12 protein-coding genes are annotated in these 17,564 nt (G+C 66.5%); 5 read left to right on the top strand and 7 right to left on the bottom strand.

What is annotated here, in order from left to right:
- Positions 1 to 2: 2 nt before the first annotated feature.
- The 3 genes from ABZ004_RS10425 to ABZ004_RS10415 form a co-directional block, all read right to left on the bottom strand.
- Positions 3 to 1,544, bottom strand: a complete 1,542-nt coding sequence (locus tag ABZ004_RS10425; protein ID WP_355679505.1) for an extracellular solute-binding protein — start codon at positions 1,542 to 1,544, stop codon at positions 3 to 5.
- The gene (locus ABZ004_RS10420) at positions 1,541 to 2,170 is read right to left on the bottom strand and encodes a DUF624 domain-containing protein (RefSeq protein ID WP_355679504.1); all 630 of its coding nucleotides are present in this window, start codon (positions 2,168 to 2,170) and stop codon (positions 1,541 to 1,543) included. Before ABZ004_RS10420 ends, ABZ004_RS10425 begins: the two co-directional genes overlap by 4 nt.
- A 136-nt stretch (positions 2,171 to 2,306) precedes the next feature.
- The gene (locus ABZ004_RS10415) at positions 2,307 to 3,317 is read right to left on the bottom strand and encodes a LacI family DNA-binding transcriptional regulator (RefSeq protein WP_355679503.1); all 1,011 of its coding nucleotides are present in this window, start codon (positions 3,315 to 3,317) and stop codon (positions 2,307 to 2,309) included.
- A gap of 273 nt (positions 3,318 to 3,590) precedes the next feature.
- Here ABZ004_RS10415 and ABZ004_RS10410 point away from each other — a divergent pair, with 273 nt between their 5' ends.
- The gene (locus tag ABZ004_RS10410) at positions 3,591 to 7,388 is read left to right on the top strand and encodes a GDSL-type esterase/lipase family protein (RefSeq protein ID WP_355679502.1); all 3,798 of its coding nucleotides are present in this window, start codon (positions 3,591 to 3,593) and stop codon (positions 7,386 to 7,388) included.
- 10 nt (positions 7,389 to 7,398) lie between these two features.
- A complete protein-coding gene (locus ABZ004_RS10405) occupies positions 7,399 to 8,271 on the top strand; it encodes an SGNH/GDSL hydrolase family protein (RefSeq protein WP_355679501.1) in 873 nt (290 codons plus the stop codon).
- A 6-nt stretch (positions 8,272 to 8,277) separates the two neighbouring features.
- Here ABZ004_RS10405 and ABZ004_RS10400 read toward each other — a convergent pair whose 3' ends face one another.
- The 3 genes from ABZ004_RS10400 to ABZ004_RS10390 all read right to left on the bottom strand — a co-directional run bounded on the left by ABZ004_RS10400 (position 8,278) and on the right by ABZ004_RS10390 (position 12,300).
- Positions 8,278 to 9,753: a glycoside hydrolase gene (locus ABZ004_RS10400; RefSeq protein WP_355679500.1), complete on the bottom strand. Its 1,476-nt coding sequence runs from the start codon at positions 9,751 to 9,753 to the stop codon at positions 8,278 to 8,280.
- Positions 9,754 to 9,796: 43 nt separating this feature from the next.
- Positions 9,797 to 11,107, bottom strand: coding sequence for a jacalin-like lectin (locus tag ABZ004_RS10395; protein ID WP_355679499.1), 1,311 nt, complete (start codon positions 11,105 to 11,107; stop codon positions 9,797 to 9,799).
- Positions 11,108 to 11,286: 179 nt separating this feature from the next.
- A complete protein-coding gene (locus tag ABZ004_RS10390; protein WP_355679498.1) occupies positions 11,287 to 12,300 on the bottom strand; it encodes a LacI family DNA-binding transcriptional regulator in 1,014 nt (337 codons plus the stop codon).
- Positions 12,301 to 12,495: 195 nt separating this feature from the next.
- Here ABZ004_RS10390 and ABZ004_RS10385 point away from each other — a divergent pair, with 195 nt between their 5' ends.
- The 3 genes from ABZ004_RS10385 (at position 12,496) to ABZ004_RS10375 (ending at position 16,216) form a co-directional block, all read left to right on the top strand.
- Positions 12,496 to 13,548: a glycosyl hydrolase 53 family protein gene (locus ABZ004_RS10385; protein ID WP_355679497.1), complete on the top strand. Its 1,053-nt coding sequence runs from the start codon at positions 12,496 to 12,498 to the stop codon at positions 13,546 to 13,548.
- On the top strand, positions 13,548 to 15,059 hold the full coding sequence (locus tag ABZ004_RS10380; RefSeq protein WP_355679496.1) for a family 43 glycosylhydrolase: 1,512 nt from the start codon (positions 13,548 to 13,550) through the stop codon (positions 15,057 to 15,059). Before ABZ004_RS10385 ends, ABZ004_RS10380 begins: the two co-directional genes overlap by 1 nt.
- Positions 15,060 to 15,184: 125 nt before the next feature.
- Positions 15,185 to 16,216 carry a LacI family DNA-binding transcriptional regulator gene (locus ABZ004_RS10375; RefSeq protein WP_355679495.1) on the top strand — a complete coding sequence of 344 codons (1,032 nt, stop codon included), beginning with the start codon at positions 15,185 to 15,187 and terminating at the stop codon, positions 16,214 to 16,216.
- On the opposite strand, the gene ABZ004_RS10370 is transcribed toward ABZ004_RS10375, so the two are convergent.
- On the bottom strand, positions 16,139 to 17,560 hold the full coding sequence (locus ABZ004_RS10370; RefSeq protein ID WP_355679494.1) for a right-handed parallel beta-helix repeat-containing protein: 1,422 nt from the start codon (positions 17,558 to 17,560) through the stop codon (positions 16,139 to 16,141). The two genes, ABZ004_RS10375 and ABZ004_RS10370, sit on opposite strands and share 78 nt — an antisense overlap.
- Positions 17,561 to 17,564: the final 4 nt, after the last annotated feature.

Raw genomic sequence — 17,564 nt, 5'->3', positions numbered from 1 at the left:
GGTCAGCCGCCGACCTTGGCGACCAGGTCATTGACCTCTTGGACGATCTGGGTGCCGCCCGCGTCGTACCAGCGCTTGATCTGTGCCTTCAGCTGGTCCTCGGTGATGGCGCCGGACAGGTACTTGATCCGGGCGTCCGGGATGATCGTGTCGATGGTCTGCCCCTTCGAGATCGCGGTCGGTGCGATCACGCCGAGCGCGGGGTTGAAGACCGCGGTCTTCAGGTCCTCCTTCATCAGCACGTCGAACTTGTCACGCATCGCCCGGCTGGCCTCGTCGGCCGGCCGCGGCCGGTAGGCGCCCATCCCGACACTGGCCCGGGTACCGAGCTGGATGAAGGCCTTGTCCACGTCGTTCTGGATCGCCTTGACCTTCGGGTCGTCGGAGTTGATCGGTACGGCGTACTGGCCCTCGGCCTTGAAGTTGCGGCCCTCGATGCCGTTGGTGAGCAGGATCGAGCCCTCCTTGGACTCCAGCTTGTCGAGGGTCTGCAGGACCTGGTCGAGCTGCTCCTCGGTGCGCACGTGCTGCTTGGAGATCGCCATCACCATGTTGTAACCGGTGAACGGGTAGGAGAACTTCTTCCCGTCGGAGCGGGCGAGGTTGCCGACCAGGGTGACCTTGTCGAAGTCCTTCGGGGTCTTCTCCTTGAACAGGTCGAGCAGCTGGGTGGCGCGGACGTTGACGTCGATGATCATCCCGCCCTTGCCCTGCACGAAGGGGTCGTTCCAGTTGGCGCTGTCCAGGGTGACGAAGTCGGGGTTGACCAGACCTTCGGAGATCCAGCCGCGCAGCCAGCGGTTGGCGGCCAGGAACTCCGGGGTGTCGAAGCCTGGGACGAGTTTGCCGTCCCGCTCGCCCCAGCCGTTGGGGGCACCGAACCAGGTTTCGATCACGTCGTACGGGCTGGCGCTGGCGTAGTTGCCGGGCCACTTCGGGATGATCAGGCCGTAGGTGTCCTTCTTGCCGTTGCCATCCGGGTCCTGCTCGGTGAACGCCTTCGCCACTGCCCGCAGGTCGTCGACCGTGCGGGGTTCCTTCAGGCCGAGTTTGGCCAGCCAGTCCTTGCGGATCACGATGCCGGAGCGCAGCAGCGGCCGGACCCGGTAGATCCCGTAGGTCTTGCCGTTGGTCATCGTGTTCTTCGCGGTCTGCTCGTTGGCAGGCTTCAGGTTCGGGTACTTGTCGAGCTTGCCGGTCAGGTCCCAGAACGCGCCGGCCTCGGCCGCCTTGACGAACGACGGACCCTTCTCGTTCACCACCATCACGTCGGGGATCTTGTCCGAGGCCAAGGTGACGTTCGACTTGTCGCCGTACTCGGCGTTCGGCACCCAGGTGATCTTGAGCTTCTTGCCGATCAGCTTCTCGACCGCCTGCTGCATCTCACCGCCCGGGTCGGGCGCGGTGCCGAACAACGGCGCCATCACGGTGAGTTCGTCGGTGGCCTGGCCCTTGTCACCGGTGCCACCACCGGAGCAACCGGCGACGGCGAGCAGCGACACCGACGCGGCCAGCGCCAGCCGCCGGGCGGAGAGGATGGTCATGAGTTCCCTTTCAGATGCAGGCGGGCCTCGTTCTCGGCGAAGAAGCGCAGGCAGAGCCAGGTGTCCAGCTGGATCCAGGCACCGCCGGCGAGCAGGATCCCGAACACCGGGAACCTGACCGAGACGTAGGCGATGGAGAGCGCGACGAAGAGCAGGATCACCGAGGACGCCGGTCGCGCCAGCGCGATCAACGATGCCTTCGGCAACAACTCGCGGACCCCCAGGTCGAAGTGCACGGCCATCGGCAGCAGGTACGCGGTGATGACGCCGAGGGCGACCAGTGCGAGCAGGCTGCCGAGGCGGGGCAGCGTGGCCTTCTGACCGAGCGAGGCGAAGAGCAGGTAGTTGCCGATCAGCACGATCGCGGCGGCGGCCAGTGGCAGCCCCAGCAGCGTGCCACGACGGAACTCGCGCCGGAACGCGGTGGTGAAGGCGGGGACAATATGAAACGATTCACCGAAAGTCCTGCGTCGAGCCAGTGAATACGCGGCGAGCGAGGCCGGGCCGATCCCGAACAGCACGCCGCCGAGCAGGGTGAAACCGAGCCAGCAGCAGTTCAGCCGGAGCACCCAGATCGCTTCGTCCGCAGCGTGATAGAGCTTGATCGACCAACCGGTGCCGCTCATCGTCACTCCTAGGCCGACTGGATCTGCGGGCGAAAAGTGATGTGACCGTATGGTTGAATCGTCTCAATGTCAAGAGTTGGGAAAGCGCTTGTCGCCGACTGATCGCCGCTGATCTGCGAGTGGTCGGCGGCCGCGGTCAGCGGGTGAAGTCGCTGGAGGCGCGGACGATCAGGTCCGGCTGGAAGATCACCTGACGGTGCCGGTGGCCGTCGGCGGCCTCGACCTCTTCCTGCAGCAGTTCCATCGCCGATCGGCCGAGCAACTCGGCGGGCTGGCGGACCGAGGTCAGCGGGACGGCGGCCGCACGGGCGAAGTCGATGTCGTCGTACCCGACGATCGCCATGTCGTCCGGCACCCGCAGACCGGCGACGGCCATCGCTTGCAGGAAACCCAGCGCCAGCAGGTCGTTGGCCAGGAAGGCGGCCGTCGGTCGCGACCGGGCCGGCAGCCGGGCGATCTGCTCGCCGATCGCGCGGCCTTCGTTCACGCCCATCACGTCGACCTCGTGACACTGCAGCTTGACGTTGCGCGCACGCTCGACGGTGGTCTTCAGGCCGGCCATCCGGTCGGACACCTGCTGCATGCCGAACGGCCCACCGATGAAGGCGATCCGGCGATGACCGGCCTCGATCAGGTGGGCTCCGGCCAGCCGGCCGCCGAGCTGGTCGTCGACACTGACCGAGCACAGCCCGCGGTCCGTGGTGCGATCGACCAGCACGACCGGCGTACCGCGTGCGGCCAGGGCGGTCAGCTGCGGATCGTCGCTGTCCAGCGGGGTGATCAGGATCCCGAGCACCCGCTGCTGCTCAAGCTGATCCAGGTGGTTGTCCTCACGGACCCGGTCGGTCTTGCTGTTGCAGAGCATCACCAGGGTTTCGTGCTCCTGGGCGCACGCCTCGGCTCCCTCGGCGATGTCGGTGAAGAAGGGATTGGCGACGTCGAGGACGATCAGCCCGACGGTCCGGCTGCGGCCTGCGCGAAGATGCCGGGCCGCCTCGTTGCGCACGAATCCGAGCGCCTGGATGCTCTCCTGCACGCGCCGTTTGGTCGCCGGTGCGACGATCTCCGGACGGTTCAGCACGTTGCTGACCGTCCCCACCGACACGCCTGCGCGTTCGGCGACCTCCTTGATGCTGGGCGTCGCCATCGTCCTCCGTCCCAGCAATCGATGCCCTGTGCCCGCAGTTTACAAGTGCGGCTCCGGATCGGACCGGGTCGCCGGGACCCGGCCACTGTTCACGCTCACATATTTCCGGGTCAGGTCTTGTCAGGTCCGGGAACTTGCGCTTTCATCATTGGTGATCGCGCGGTCGCTCAGAGTGTTCACGCTCCCCGTCGTGAACATCGCGCCCATTCTTCGGTTCCCAGGATCGCGCGCCGCCCGCTTTTCCTTCGCCCATAGAGGAAGAGGTACCGCCCCATGTCCACCCTTCGAAAAGTGCTCCTCAGCTCGGCGCTGATCGTCGGCTCGCTGAGCCCGTTGCCGGTCGCCGCGCAGTCCGCCGCGCTGCCCGCGGGCTGCTCGGGTACGGCACCGATCAGCTGCCACTTCGACGTTGCCCCTGGCAACTATGACGTCTCGGTCGATCTCGGCAGCCCGACCCGGGCCGCCAGCACCGCCATGTCGGTGGAGACCCGCAGACAGGTGCTGCCCGCCGTCTCGACCAGCGCGGGCCAGGTAATCCGCAGTACCGCCACGGTCAACGTCCGCATCCCGGAAGGACAGCCGACCGGCCAAGGCGGAACCGGTACGCCGGGCCTGAGCATCACCTTCGACGGCAGCGCGCCGGCGATCGGTGCGCTCACCGTCAAGCCGGCCGCCGCTCCGCTGGTCGCCTACCTCGCCGGTGACTCGACCGTCTGTGACCAGCCGGGCGCCCCGTACGCCGGGTGGGGACAGCTCCTGCCCACCCGGGTGAAAAGCGGTGCCGTCGTGGCCAACTACGGCGACTCCGGCGAGAGCTCCGGCAGTTTCCTCGCCAACGCCGCGTTGTTCCCGACGATGAAGCCGCTGATCAAGAGCAAGGACCTGGTCTTCATCCAGTTCGGGCACAACGACAAGGACACCACCGCGACCGCCTTCCGGGACAACCTCACGAAGATGGTCAACGGCGTGCGCGAGCGCGGCGGGATCGCGGTGCTGGTGACACCGCCGGTACGACGGTTGTTCAGCGGCAGCACCCTGACCCCGACGGCGCTGCACGTCAACGGTCGTGGGGTGGACCTGCCCGCGGTGATCCGGGCACTCGGTCAGAGCGCGAACGTCCCGGTGATCGATCTGACCGCCAAGAGCAAGGCCTTGGTGGAATCGCTCGGACCGACAGCGTCCCAGCAGCTCTATCTCACCAAGGAAGCCAATGACAACACCCACTTCTCGGTGTACGGCGCGACGCGGATGGCGGACCTGGTCGTCCAAGGTGTCCGCGAGCGCAACCTCTCGCTGACCGGCTTCCTGCGCCCGACACCCGCGGCGGCAACCGAGAGCAGTCCGGTGCCCGTGGCGGCTGGGGGCAGTCCGGCGGCGAAGGTCCAGACCGAGACGCTGAACCGCGGTGTGATCAGTGTGCACACGGCGCAAGGCAACCGGGTCAGCTGGCGGCTGCTCGCGGACGACCCGGCCGATGTCGCGTACAACGTCTACCGCAACGGCATCAAGGTGAACCCGAGTCCGGTCAGTGGTCCGACGAGTTTCGTGGACGCAGCAGGAGCGGCCGGTGCGAAGTACGTCGTACGGGCTGTCGTGGCTGGTGTCGAGCAGCAGGCGAAGTTCACCGCGGAGGACTCGCTGTCGTTGGACAGCGTCAGGGGAGCGGAGGCGAGCAGCCGGGATGTGCCGTTGCAGATCCCGGCCGGTGGAACGACGCCGTCGGGTGAGGCCTACACCTACACGGCCAATGACACGAGCGTTGGTGATCTGGATGGCGACGGGCAGTACGAATTCGTCGTCAAGTGGGATCCGACGAACGCGCACGACAACTCGCAGGCCGGCTATACGGGCAACGTCTATCTGGATGCGTACAAGCTGAACGGCACGCGGTTGTGGCGGATCGATCTCGGCCGCAATATCCGGGCAGGCGCGCACTACACGCAGTTTCAGGTCTTCGACTACGACGGTGACGGCAAAGCCGAGGTCGCGGTGAAGACTGGCGACGGCACCCGGTCAGGAACTGGCCAGGTGATCGGGAACGCTTCGGCTGACCATCGCAACTCCAGCGGTTATGTCCTGACTGGGCCGGAGTTCTTGTCGGTGTTCCGCGGTACGGACGGTGCTGTTCTGGCGACGGCGAACTATCAGCCGCCGCGTGGCACTGTGTCGGATTGGGGTGACGGCTACGGCAACCGGGTCGACCGATTCCTGGCCGGTACGGCGTACTTGGATGGCTCGCGGCCGAGCATCATCATGGCCCGCGGCTACTACACCCGGTCGGTCATCACCGCCTGGGACTTCCGGAACGGCGCGCTGACGCAACGCTGGATCTTCGACTCCAACAGCGCGGGCAGCCAGTGGACCGGCAAGGGTAACCACCAACTGTCCATCGCCGATGTGGATGCCGACGGCCGCGACGAAGTGCTGTACGGCGGGATGGCGATCGACGACAACGGCCGCGGACTGTGGCAGACCCCCTACCACCACGGTGACGCTTACCACGTCGGCGACTTCATCCCCACCCGGCCGGGCCTCGAGGTGTTCAAGGTGTCGGAGTGGACCAACGAACCTGCGCACTGGATGGCCGACGCCCGCACCGGGCAGATCATCTGGAACGCACCTTCCTGCGGCTGCGACAACGGCCGGGGGGTCGCCGAAGACATCTGGGCCGGCAACCCAGGCGCCGAGGCCTGGTCGGCGGCGGTCGACGGCTTGCGTAGTGCTACCAACGGCAGCCAGGTCGCGGCCCGCAAGCCTGGTTCGATCAACTTCGTCATCTGGTGGGACGGCGACGCACAGCGTGAGTTGCTCGACGGTACGCATATCGACAAGTACGGCACCAGCGGCGACACCCGCCTGCTGACCGGTTCGGGAGTGGCATCGAACAACGGCACGAAGTCCACTCCCGCTCTCTCGGCCGACATCCTCGGCGACTGGCGCGAAGAAGTGGTCTGGCGGACGTCGGACAACAAGGCACTTCGGATCTACTCCACAACGGACAGTACGTCGATCAGCCGGCCGTCGCTGATGCAGGACCGCCAGTACCGGCTGGCCGTCGCCTGGCAGAACACCGGCTACAACCAGCCGCCGCACCCCAGCTTTGCGATCAGCAACACGGTTGTTGCTGCCAAGGCTCCGACGCTGGCCGGCGGCGGTCAGCCGAACGACACGAACATCCAGTACTACGGTCGCTGGAACCGTTCCAACGCGTCGTACTACTCGATGGGCTGGGCCGGCGGATATCTCGAGGCCGCCTTCACCGGAAGCTCCATCGGCGTACGGCAGCGCAACGCGATCGATCTGTACTACTCGGTCGACGGCAAGCCGCTGCAGTGGCGGCGCAACGTCTCCGGCAACGTCAGCCTCGCCACCGGTCTGTCGAACAGTACGCACAAGGTCCGGATCGGCTATCGGGAGCGGGCCGGTTCGTACACCGGTGACCCGGTCTTCGGCGGCCTTGTCCTCGCCAGTGGTGGGCAGACGACTGCGATCAGCAGACCGCAGAAGCTTGTCGAGTTCATCGGTGACTCGATCACCGTGGGGCAGCCGAACGCGAACCGGCCGTTCACTGCCTACCCATGGCTCACGGGGGAGGCGCTGAAAGCCGCGCACACCCAAGTCGCACAAGGCGGCGCCTGCCTGGTCAACCAGGACTGCTACGGAATGGTCGACTGGTTCCGCCGCTCGTCGGCCTGGGTGACGACCGACGACTGGAACTTCTCGACGTACCAGGCCTCCGCTGTCGTGATCAACCTGGGCACCAACGACGTCGGCCACGGTGTCTCGGCGGCGACCTTCCAGCAGAACTACGTGGTGATGCTCGAGCGCGTACGTCGTGCCTATCCGTCGGCCCAGATCTTCGCGATGGGAACCTTCCGCAATCGCTATGTCCCCGAGACCCGCAACGCAGTGGCGGCCCGCACCTCGGCCGGTGACAGCAAAGTCCACTTCATCGACACCGCAGGGTGGATCGACCCGGCCACGGACACCAGCGACAACGTCCATCCCACCGAGGCAGGCCACCTGAAGATCACCCAGCGGCTGACCGCGATCCTCGACGACTACGTGTAAGGAGTGCACGATGAATCTTCGATCAGCCTTCGTCCGGGCGGCCCTGATGACCGGCGCGGCACTCGTGTTCTCGACGGTCACCGTGAATGCGGCGATACCGGCGGTCGCGAACCCCTGCGCGTCGTCGCCGGCAGCAGCGTCGACAGGTCCGGCGGCGCAAGCTCCCATTACCGTGTGGCTCGCCGGTGACTCCACCATGGCAGCGCCGTCGAGTGGCGCGACCTGCCCGGTCGGTTGGGGGCATCAGGTCGCCCCCTACTTCAATGCCAACGTCACCGTCCGGAACAACGCTGTCGCCGGGCGAAGCATCCAGACCTGGCTGTACGAGCGCAATGTCACCGGTACCAAGAACGCCGCCGGTGAGTGTGTGATCAACCCGGTCAGCTACGCGTCGCGCTGGCAGTCGATGCTCGATGCAACGACCGGCATGAAGGCCGGCGACTACCTGCTGATCCAGTTCGGGATCAACGACGGCGACCCCAACTGTCCACGGCATGTGGGTTCGGCCCGGTACCGCGAGTTGCTCGGGGTGATGGCGAACGCAGCCAAGGCCCGTGGTGCACATCCGGTCTTCCTGACCCCGGTCGCCGCGATCACGTGCTCGGGCGGGACCGCCGTTGGCAACCGCGGTTTCATCAGCGAAACGAACGCTGCCGCGGTTGCCAACCAGGTACCGGTCATCGACTTGCACCGGTTGAGTTACACCCTCTACAACACCCTGCGGTTCTGCCCGAACAACGGCGACTACGGATCGGGACCGGTCGGTGCGTTCTTCTGCAACGACCACACCCACTTCGAAGCCGCCGGAGCCCGTCAGATCGCAGGCGTGGTCACGAAGGCGGTGCGAGACCAGCAGATCCCACTGTCGGCGTACCTGAAGTAGAACGGCTCAGCGGACGACGCCGTCCACCTGGATGGTCTGGACGGCGCCTGCCGCGAAGGGCACCTTGACGAGTTCCCCGCTGACCGTCAGGTCCTGGCGCCGGGTGTACCGGTCGCCGGAACCTGACGTCAGCGTGGACCATCGAGTCGCCGTGCCGTTCGGCACCGTGCCGAACGGTGACAGGTCGAAGGTGAGGTTCTGCGCGCTCCCGTTGTTGGCGGCAACGATCACCAGTCGGCGGTTTGTGGCGTCGTGGGCCGCAACGGCGTAGTCGACACCCGTGTTGATGATCCGCATCCCGGGCCGGATGTGCCGGGTGAATTGGGCCAGCACGTACAGCTTGGTCTCCACCGCACCCGGCTGAGCCGAGCTGCCGTCGTACCGGATCGTGCCCCAGCCGGCAGTCGGGTCCATCACCTGCCAGTAACACCACGCCGTCGGCTTGAGCCAGCGGAAGTCCATCAGCAGGCAACGGGCGGTCATCATGCCGCTGCCGTCGGAGTCGCCGTGCTCGGAGTTCCACAGCACCTTGCCCGATGCCCGAACATCGTTGCCCAGCAGGTCGCGGCGACCATCGAGGCCTTGGTACCCGTGCACGTTGACCTGCCGGACGCGGTCCTTCGTGGCTGAGTCGAAGCTGTTCCACGTCGTACGGGCCAGGTCGTAGTTCGTCTCGTCGGAGGCCGAGATGCCCACGCCGGTCAAGCCGACGCGGTCGAGTTCGGTGCGCAGGTTGGCGACGACGCTGCGCTGGGTCGTCGCGTCGATGTGGCAGCCCTCCTGCCCGCCGTCGGCCTTCCACCAGCCGGACGACGGCTCGTTGAACGCGTCCACGGTCCGGAAGTTCACACCCCACTGGTCGCGGGCGTGACGGGCGGTCGTCGCCAGGTGCAGTGCGTGCTGACGATGGTTCCAGGACTGGAGGTTGTTGCCACCGTCCGCGGCTCCGGACGGGTTGTGGTTCGAGCACATCCACCACATCGGCGAGTTGGCGAACAGCTCGCTGATCGCGCCCCGCTGGGTCGCCTTGGTCAGCATCGCGCGTTGCTTGGCGTCGGCGTTCCAGTTCCACGCCGAGGACGCCGGATCCTCGTTGTTCCAGTCCTGCCAGAACCCCTCGATCTGCTTGAACCGCGGGATGTTGGGGGAGACCGCCATCCGCTCGCTGCCGATGGCGTTCCAGCTGCTCGCACCGAGGTTGTAGCGGGCGATGTTCAGTCCGAGGCCGGGCAGCGAGGCGCCGTTGTAACTCACGGTCTTGGTGGTGAAGAACAGGTCGGCGAAGTCGTCGCGATCGCCGAACACGTTGGCCCACCAGGCCAGCGAGGTGCCCCAGCCCTCCCAGGCGCCCTGATCGGCGGCCGGGTCGACCCGGACGGTCGCGTCGGCGCGCGCCGTACCGGTGCTGAGGACGGCGCTCGCGGCGGTGGCGCCGGCCGCGGCGAGCAGAGTGCGGCGGTGGATGTTCATGGGTGAGTCCATGGGGGCGGTCTCCTCACTGAGGGTGGATGACGGCGGCTGCCGGTCAGGGCTGGTAGATCACACCTAACTTGTCGACCCCGTCGCCTGCTCTGCCGGTGAATCCGGTGATCTGCCATCCGGTCGGCGCGGTGAAGGTGATCGTCGAACTGGTCGGAGTGCCGGCTGACAAGGTCCGGCCGCTATTGGTGAGGACAGCGGCCGAGAAGATCCTCGTGTGCTGGTTGTACTGTCCCTGGGTCAAGGTGATCCGGGTGATGCGCTCGTTCGGGGCAAGCGTCAGTTCGCTCTGGGTCCCGCCGGAACCGCCATGCGTGAGGACGGTGCCGTTGCCGAGCGTCAGCCCGATCCGGTCCAGGCGAGCGGCGCCACTCAGACGGACGGATCGTACGGCGGTACTCCCGGCCACCCGATCCACATCGGTGAACGGATCACCGTGCGGGCCGCCGAACTGGTCGCTCATCTTGATCTGGTCGTTGAGGGACCAGTTGAAGCGGACCAGATGCGGATAGTGGTCCGACAACGGCTTCCCAGCGCTGTCGAGGAACTTCTGGTTCTCGTTGTTGTACTGGGTCGCGGTGAGGTTGATGAACCTGTTGCCGCGGTAGAGGACCTTGTCGACCACCTCGCAGGTGTTGGTCACCGCGTTCGGGTCGCACACCAGTGCGGGGCTGCCCAGCGGCGGGGCCTGACCGCCTCGGATCAGCTGGACCCAGGCGTCGGTCAGGCCGGCGCCGGTGACGAGCTCGCGGATGTTGTCCTCGGTCCGGGTGTAGCGGGTGTTGGTGTCGCCCATGACGATCACGGCATTGCCGGCCGAGTGGGCGACGATGTACTGGGTGAGCTGAGTGAGGTTGGCCCGGCGGGCTGCGAGGTCGGCGGTCTCGGTGCCCGCGTTCGGGTGCAGGTTGTAGAGATCGACGTACACGCCCTCGGCCAGCCGGATCCGGTTGAGGCTGAAGCCCTTGGGAGTCAGGCAGTCGGTTCCGTTGCAGTTCGACCACTTGACCCGGTCGAAGTCGTCGAACGGGAACCGGGACAAGGTGTTCAGGCCGTCGCCGATCGCGGCACCACCGCTGGTCGGCGTGCGGTAGGGATGGTTGTCGCCGGCGTAGAGCGCGGCATGGTAATTGAAGTCCTCTTGAACGTTGACCACGTCGTACGGCGCCAGCCGTGGGCTGATCAGCGGCGTGTTGGTGGCCGGGTCGCTCGACGAGATCCCGTCGGGGAGACCGGCCACGTTGTAGGTCAGCACGGAGAAGGAGTTCACCGCGGCATCGGCGGCCGGAGCCGTCGCGGACAGGCTGCCGGCAGTGAGGAAGAGGGCGGTCAGGGCGGTCAGGATCGATCTGCGCATGAGGTGTGTCCTTGTGATCGCACCGCAGGAACAGCGAAGGATGTTGACGTTAACTTCTGTGCTGTGGAAGCGCAATACGCCGGCCGCGCCGCAGCTTGAGGCGTCACGAACTGTTCGTCCGGCGGCAAGGCGGCAAGGCGGCAAGGCGGCGGGCAGCGGCAAAGCCGGCGGTCGCCGGGTCAGGTGGACTCGCGGTGGACGAGGGTGGTGGGAAGGATGACCGCGGCCGGTCGCTCGCCGCCGACGATCTCCTCGAGCAGGCGGACCATCTCGGTGGTGATCCGTTCGAACGGTTGCCGCATCGTGGTCAGCGCGGGCGTCAACGTTGCCGCCAGCCAGGAGTCGTCGAAGCCGCCGACCGCGACGTCCTCCGGCACCCGCCGGCCGTGGGCCGCCAGCGTGGTCAGGGCGCCCGCGGCCATCAGGTCCGAGGCGACGAAGACCGCGTCGATGCCGGGCCGGGCGGCGAGCAGGGCAGCCATCGCACGCTGCCCACCCAGCCGGGAGTAGTCGCCGTGGGCAACCAGTTCCTTGTCGTAGCCGGCACCCAGCTCGTCCCGATAGCCCTGCAGGCGCAGTACGCCGCCTGGGGTGTCGAGCGGCCCGGTGATGGTGGCGATCTGCTGTCGTCCCGAGTCGCGCAGGTGTCTGACCATCCGGCGGGCGCCCTCGACATCGTCGGCCGCGACGTAGCCGACCTTTCCTTCGTAGCCCAGCGGGACACCACAGGCGACGACCGGGATCTTCTCCCGCAGGAGCGAAGCGACCATCGGGTCGTGGGCGTGCGAGGAGATCACCAGTACGCCGTCGACGTGGCCGGCCGTGACGTAGTCGGTGACCCGGCGACGCTCGGCCGGCGTACCCGCGGTCATCAGCAGCAGCGGGATGTCGCGCTTGGCCAGTGCGTCTGCCGCTCCGCGCAACAGGACGGAGAAGTTCGGGTCCTCGAAGAGGAGCTGGTGCGGCTCGGTGAGCAGGAACGCGACGGAGTTCGCCCGGCCGGTCACCAGGCTGCGGGCATGCCGGTTGGCGGCGTACCCGGTGGACTTGATGGCGGCCTGGACCGCTGTGAGCGCATCGGGCGAGACCCAGCGGCCGCCGTTGAGGACCCGTGACACGGTGCCCCGGGATACTCCGGCGACGGCGGCGACGTCCTTGATGGTGGGCCGCCGGCGGCCACCGTTGTGTTCCACGATCGGAGTCTAGTCTCCTGTGCACGTGCACAGAAGTTCTCGCTGAGCCCTTGTCAGGTCTGAGGAGTTGCGCTTTCATCGTGGTGCGTACGTCGTACGGAGGTATGTGTACGTGCACAGCATTCGGCGGAGCTGCCCCCCGATGCGCCGTGCTGAGAACACTTCCTGACGCCCCCATGGAAGAGGTGCAGACCCATGTCAACCGCCAATCATGAACCACCGGGACCGACCGGATCCGGAGTCTCCCGCCGCACGCTGCTGCTCGGCACGGCGGCCGGTGCCGGAGCCCTCGCGCTGGGCGCGGGCAGCCCGGCCAACGCCGCGCCGTCCGCGACCTTCGTCAAGGGCGCGGATATCAGCTGGATGCCGCAGATGGAGGCAAACGGCTACTACTGGAACAACAAGTCCGGGCAACGCCAGGACCTGTTCACGATCCTCAAGAGTTACGGCATCGGCGCGATCAGTCTGCGGACGTGGGTGAATCCGTCCAGCGACCCGGCCAACGGGCATTGCAGTATCCAGGAGACGGCCAAGATGGCTGCGCGTTGCCGGGACGCCGGGCTGCAGGTCCTGCTCGGGTTCCACTTCGGCGACACCTGGAACTCCGTCGGCGTGCAGAACCCACCCAAGGCCTGGGCGAACATGACCTACAGCCAGATGCTTACCGCGCTCCGCACCTATGTGTCCAACTCGCTGAATGTCATCAAGGCCGCCGGTGTGAAGCCGGGCTGGGTGAAGATCGGCAACGAGCAGAACACCGGCATCTGCCACCCGGTCGGCAGCGTCAGCAAGCCCGCGCAGATGACCGGCCTGCTCAACGCGGCGTACGACGCGTCCAAGCAGATCTTCCCGACCACGCCGGTGCTGATCCATCTGGCCCAGCCGCAGAAGATGGACAGCATCCGCGCCTTCATGAACGCCTACCGCGGCAACGGGGGCAAGTGGGACATCACCGGCCTGTCGTCGTACGCCGGCGGCAGCAACGTCGCACCGATCCTCGGCAACATGCAGACCATCCAGTCCACCTACGGCAAGCCGATCATGCAGGTCGAGTTCGGTGGACCGGTGAGCAAGGCAACCGCGACCCGCGACGCCCTGCGGCAGTTCGTCAGCGGGATCAAGAGCTTCGGTGGACTCGGCACCTTCTACTGGGAGCCCGAGGGGTACTCGCCGTTCACGAGCTACGACATGACCGCCTGGAGCTCCAGCACCAGGCGCCCGACCGCTGCCCTGGACGGATTCCTGTGATGAAGAGGGCCGAGATGCTGCAGCAGATTGTCCGGCGACTCGCGCTGCCGGTGGCCGGCTGCTTGGTCCTTGCCGGCGGCATCAGCACCGCCCAGGCAGCCGAGCCACCCCGGCCGGCCGCAGTGGCGACGATCCAGAACGACGTGTTCTGGAAGGATACCGCCGCTAACCCGATCTACTCCCAGGGCGGCGGCGTGCTGAAGGTCGGCAGCACGTATTACTGGTACGGCGTGAAGTACAACGGTGCGGTCAGCTACTACAACAATCCTGCCGGCGGGAAGAACAGCAACAGTTCCTTCAGCGCGATCACCATCTACTCTTCCAGTGACCTGGCGAACTGGAAGTTCGAGGGGAACGCGGTCACGTCGGCGGAGCTGAGCGGCGGCTGGATCGGGCGAGTCGGGGTTTCGCGCAATCCCACCACCGGCAAGTACGTGCTGGTGTCCCAACTCGACGGCAAGGAATGGTTCGCCACGAGCAGTACGCCGAACGGGCGGTTCACCGCAGCCGGCACCCAGGACACCATCACGAACGTCACCACCGGCAAGTCCGGCGACCAGTCGATCTTCACCGACGACGACGGCAAGGCGTACGTGATCTTCAGCAACTCGTCCGGCCGGTCACACCTGTACGTCGCGCCGCTGCGCACCTCCGACTTCCTGCACGTCGAACCGGCGAAGAACATCTTCAACAGTCCGGTCGGGCGTGAAGGCAACATCATGTTCAAGAATGCCGGGACCTACTACTTCTGTTCCTCCGATCTGCATGGCTGGAACTCATCGCAGACCTACTGCATCTCGGCGCGGGACATCATGGGTCCGTACTCGTCGGAGTTCGTGCTGCAGGGGACTGCTGCCGACTTCTCGCATGTGACCCAGACAGGCCTGGCGTTCACGGTGACCGGGTCGGCCGGCTCGTTCGTGATGTTCGGTGGGGACCGGTGGAGCGACTTCGCCGGGAACGGGCTCGGGTACAACGACTGGGTGCCGGTCACCTTCAACGGGACGACGCCGGTGTTCCGTTCGATGAGCCAGTGGAACGTCGACGCGGCGGCCGGGACGTGGTCGGTCGGCAGCGGGAACAACTACGTCCTGAACCCGGGAGTGGAGGCCGACCGGGTCGCTCAGAGTAACCTTGCCGGTTGGACCAATGTCGGCTCGGTCAACAACAACAAGCTCGGTGGGCACACCGGGCGGTGGTCGATCGAGCAGAGTTCGTCGTCGGCGTACAGCGCGACCCGCTACCAGAACATCTCGGTGCCGAACGGGTCGTACACGTTGTCGGCCTGGGTGAAGAGCAGCGGCGGTCAGCGCAAGGCGACCGTGTTCGCCAGGAACTTCGGCGCGAGTGAGCTGAACTCTTCGATCAACCGGTCGATCAGTGGCTGGACGAAGGTCACCGTCCCCGGGATCACCGTGACGAACGGGTCGATCCAGGTCGGCGTGCAGTCCGACGCGAACGCGGGCAACTGGGTGAACGCGGACGACTTCAGCCTGGTGCGCACCGGCTAGCATCCGGGCGAAGATCGAGTGCGGGGTCCGTCGGCCAGGCCGGCGGGCCCCGTTCGTGTGGCGCGGCCCTGAGCGGCGTGGTCCGGGCGTAGAGTTTGGTGACCATCTGTCGCAGTTGAGGACCTATGACCGACACCGTGCCACAGCAGAACAAGCGTCGGCCGACCATTCACGACGTCGCCGCCCAGGCGGGGGTTTCCCGCGGTACGGTGTCACGCGTCCTGCAGGGTGGGCACAACGTGAGTCCGGCCAGCCATCGGGCGGTCGACGCCGCCATCCGCAAGCTGGGGTATGTGGTCAACCGGGCGGCCCGGAGTCTGGTCACGCAGCGTGCCGGCTCGGTCGCGTTCCTGCTGTCGGAGACACAGGAACGGCTGTTCGAGGATCCCAATCTCGCGATCCTGCTGCGGGGCTGCACGACGGCCCTCGCCGCGCACGACATCCCGCTCGTGCTGATCGCCGCGGGCACCGAGGACGAGCGCAGGCGGATCGCTCCCTATCTGTCCGCCCACCAGGTCGACGGAGCCTTGCTGTTCAACTCCAACCGCGGTACGCCGATGATCGACCTGCTGCAGCGCGCGGAGCTGCCGTTCGTCTGCTGCGGCAAGCCCCAGGACCAGAGCGGAGCGATCTCCTACGTGGTCGCCGACGACCGCGACGGAGCGCGGACCATGGTGCGGTACCTGCTGGACTCCGGCCGCAAGCGCATCGCGCACATCGCCGGCCCTCCGGACGGACCGGGGGGAGCCGATCGGCTGCAGGGTTACCGCGAGATGCTCGCCGAGCGCAAGATCCGCTTCGACAAGCGCCTGGTGGCGACCGGCGACTACAGCCGGGCGAGCGGTGAGGCCTGCATGCGGGAGCTGCTCACCCGGGCACCGGATCTCGACGCCGTGTTCGTCGCCTCGGATCTGATGGCCGAAGGCGCTCTGCGGGCGATCGAGCGGGCCGGCCGGAGGGTTCCTGACGACATCGCCGTCGGTGGTTTCGACGACTCCTCGGTCGCCACCGCGACGAGTCCGCAACTGACCACGATGCGGCAACCGTGGCAGCGGATCAGCGAGATGATGGTGCGGCACCTACTGGCCCAGATCGAAGGCGACGGCCCGGCCACGGTCATCCTCCCCACCGAACTGGTCGTCCGCGAGTCGGCCTGACACTTGTCGGCCGGAGGTTTCGAAGGCGCCGAGGTCGGGGGCTCGGCCGGTGTAGGGCAGGCCGACGTCGGTGCCTTTGTCGATCAGGGTGCTGCCGGCGGACGGCCGGAGGTACGGCAAGGACGGTAGGCTTCCGTCCGCCTGGCGGGGCGCGTCCCAGCCGGAGGTGGAGACGCTCTGGAACTGCGCGTCGGACAGGTTGACGCCGAGATTCCAGGAGTTGTAGGTGCTGTTGGTGCCGGTCATGTTCGAGGTGAGCGTGCCGGTGTAGGCGAGGTTGTTCCGTAGGGTGCCCAGGCCGATCGCCGCACCGCCCGAACTGATGCCGAGCATGTTGAAGTCGGGATGGTTTCCGTAGCTGGTATTGCCGAAGTAGTCGTTGGCCACGGTGTGATGGTTGGCGTAGACGCCGGATGCCCTGTTCAGGAATGCCGTGGAGAGGCGGAGCGTGTGCTTCACGCCGTTGGACACGTACTTGCCGCCGTAGCCGCCGACCTTGAAACCGTTACCGTCGCCGCCGGAACTCGTCGTCGTACCGGGCCGATAACCGCTGCGCCAGGCCCAGCTGTTCTCGATGGTGACCGGCGAGAAGGCGTTGATCAGGTCGAAGCCGTCGTCGGCGTTCCACCAGGCGCGGTTGCCACGGAACACGTTGCCGGGCCGGCCTGCCGGAATGTGCGCGCCGAAGCCGTCGGCGTTGGTCCCCGGCCCGGTCGAGCTGAGCGGGTCGTAGTTGTCGTGCGAGTCCGAGTTGAGCACCAGGTTGTTGCTGCCGTCCTGGATGAACAGCCCGGGTCCCATGTTGTGATGCAGGTCTAGTCGTTCGAACCTGTTGTTGCTGCCGGAGATCCAGATTCCCCAGGACTCGTGATTACGGTTGTTGTTCTGCCGTACTCCGGTCACTGCCAACCCCACCAGGTGAATCCAGCTGCCGGTGACGTCGAATCCCTTGATCCGGCAATTGTCGGTCATCCGCGAGAAGTCGAAGACCGGTCGCTCGCCCGCATACGCGGCGTACCTGATCGGGCTGTTGGCGGTGCCGCTCTTGCTGAGCGTGATGGCATCGACAGTCGCCGTCTGGCTGCTACAGCTTCTGGTTGCGCGGGTGGAGGAATAGGTGCCGCCGCGGAGGTACACAGTGTCGCCCGCCTGGACGACGGACTGGGCATGAGCGATCGAGGCCCACGGCGAGTTGATCGTGCCGGCCGCACTGTCGCTCCCGTTCGGAGCGACGAAGTAGCTGGTGGCGGCGCTGGCGGGTCTAGCGAGCAGTGCGACGGGAGTTGCGGTGACAGTCAGAGCCAGCAACGCACGAGCCAGCCGACCAGAGAGCTTTCTGTTCATTTCT

The sequence above is a fragment of the Kribbella sp. NPDC006257 genome (genome assembly GCF_040613535.1).
In the GTDB taxonomy this organism is placed as follows: Bacteria; Actinomycetota; Actinomycetes; order Propionibacteriales; family Kribbellaceae; genus Kribbella.
Note: the sequence above shows the minus strand (reverse complement) of the source record. Positions and strands in the feature narration are given on the sequence as shown.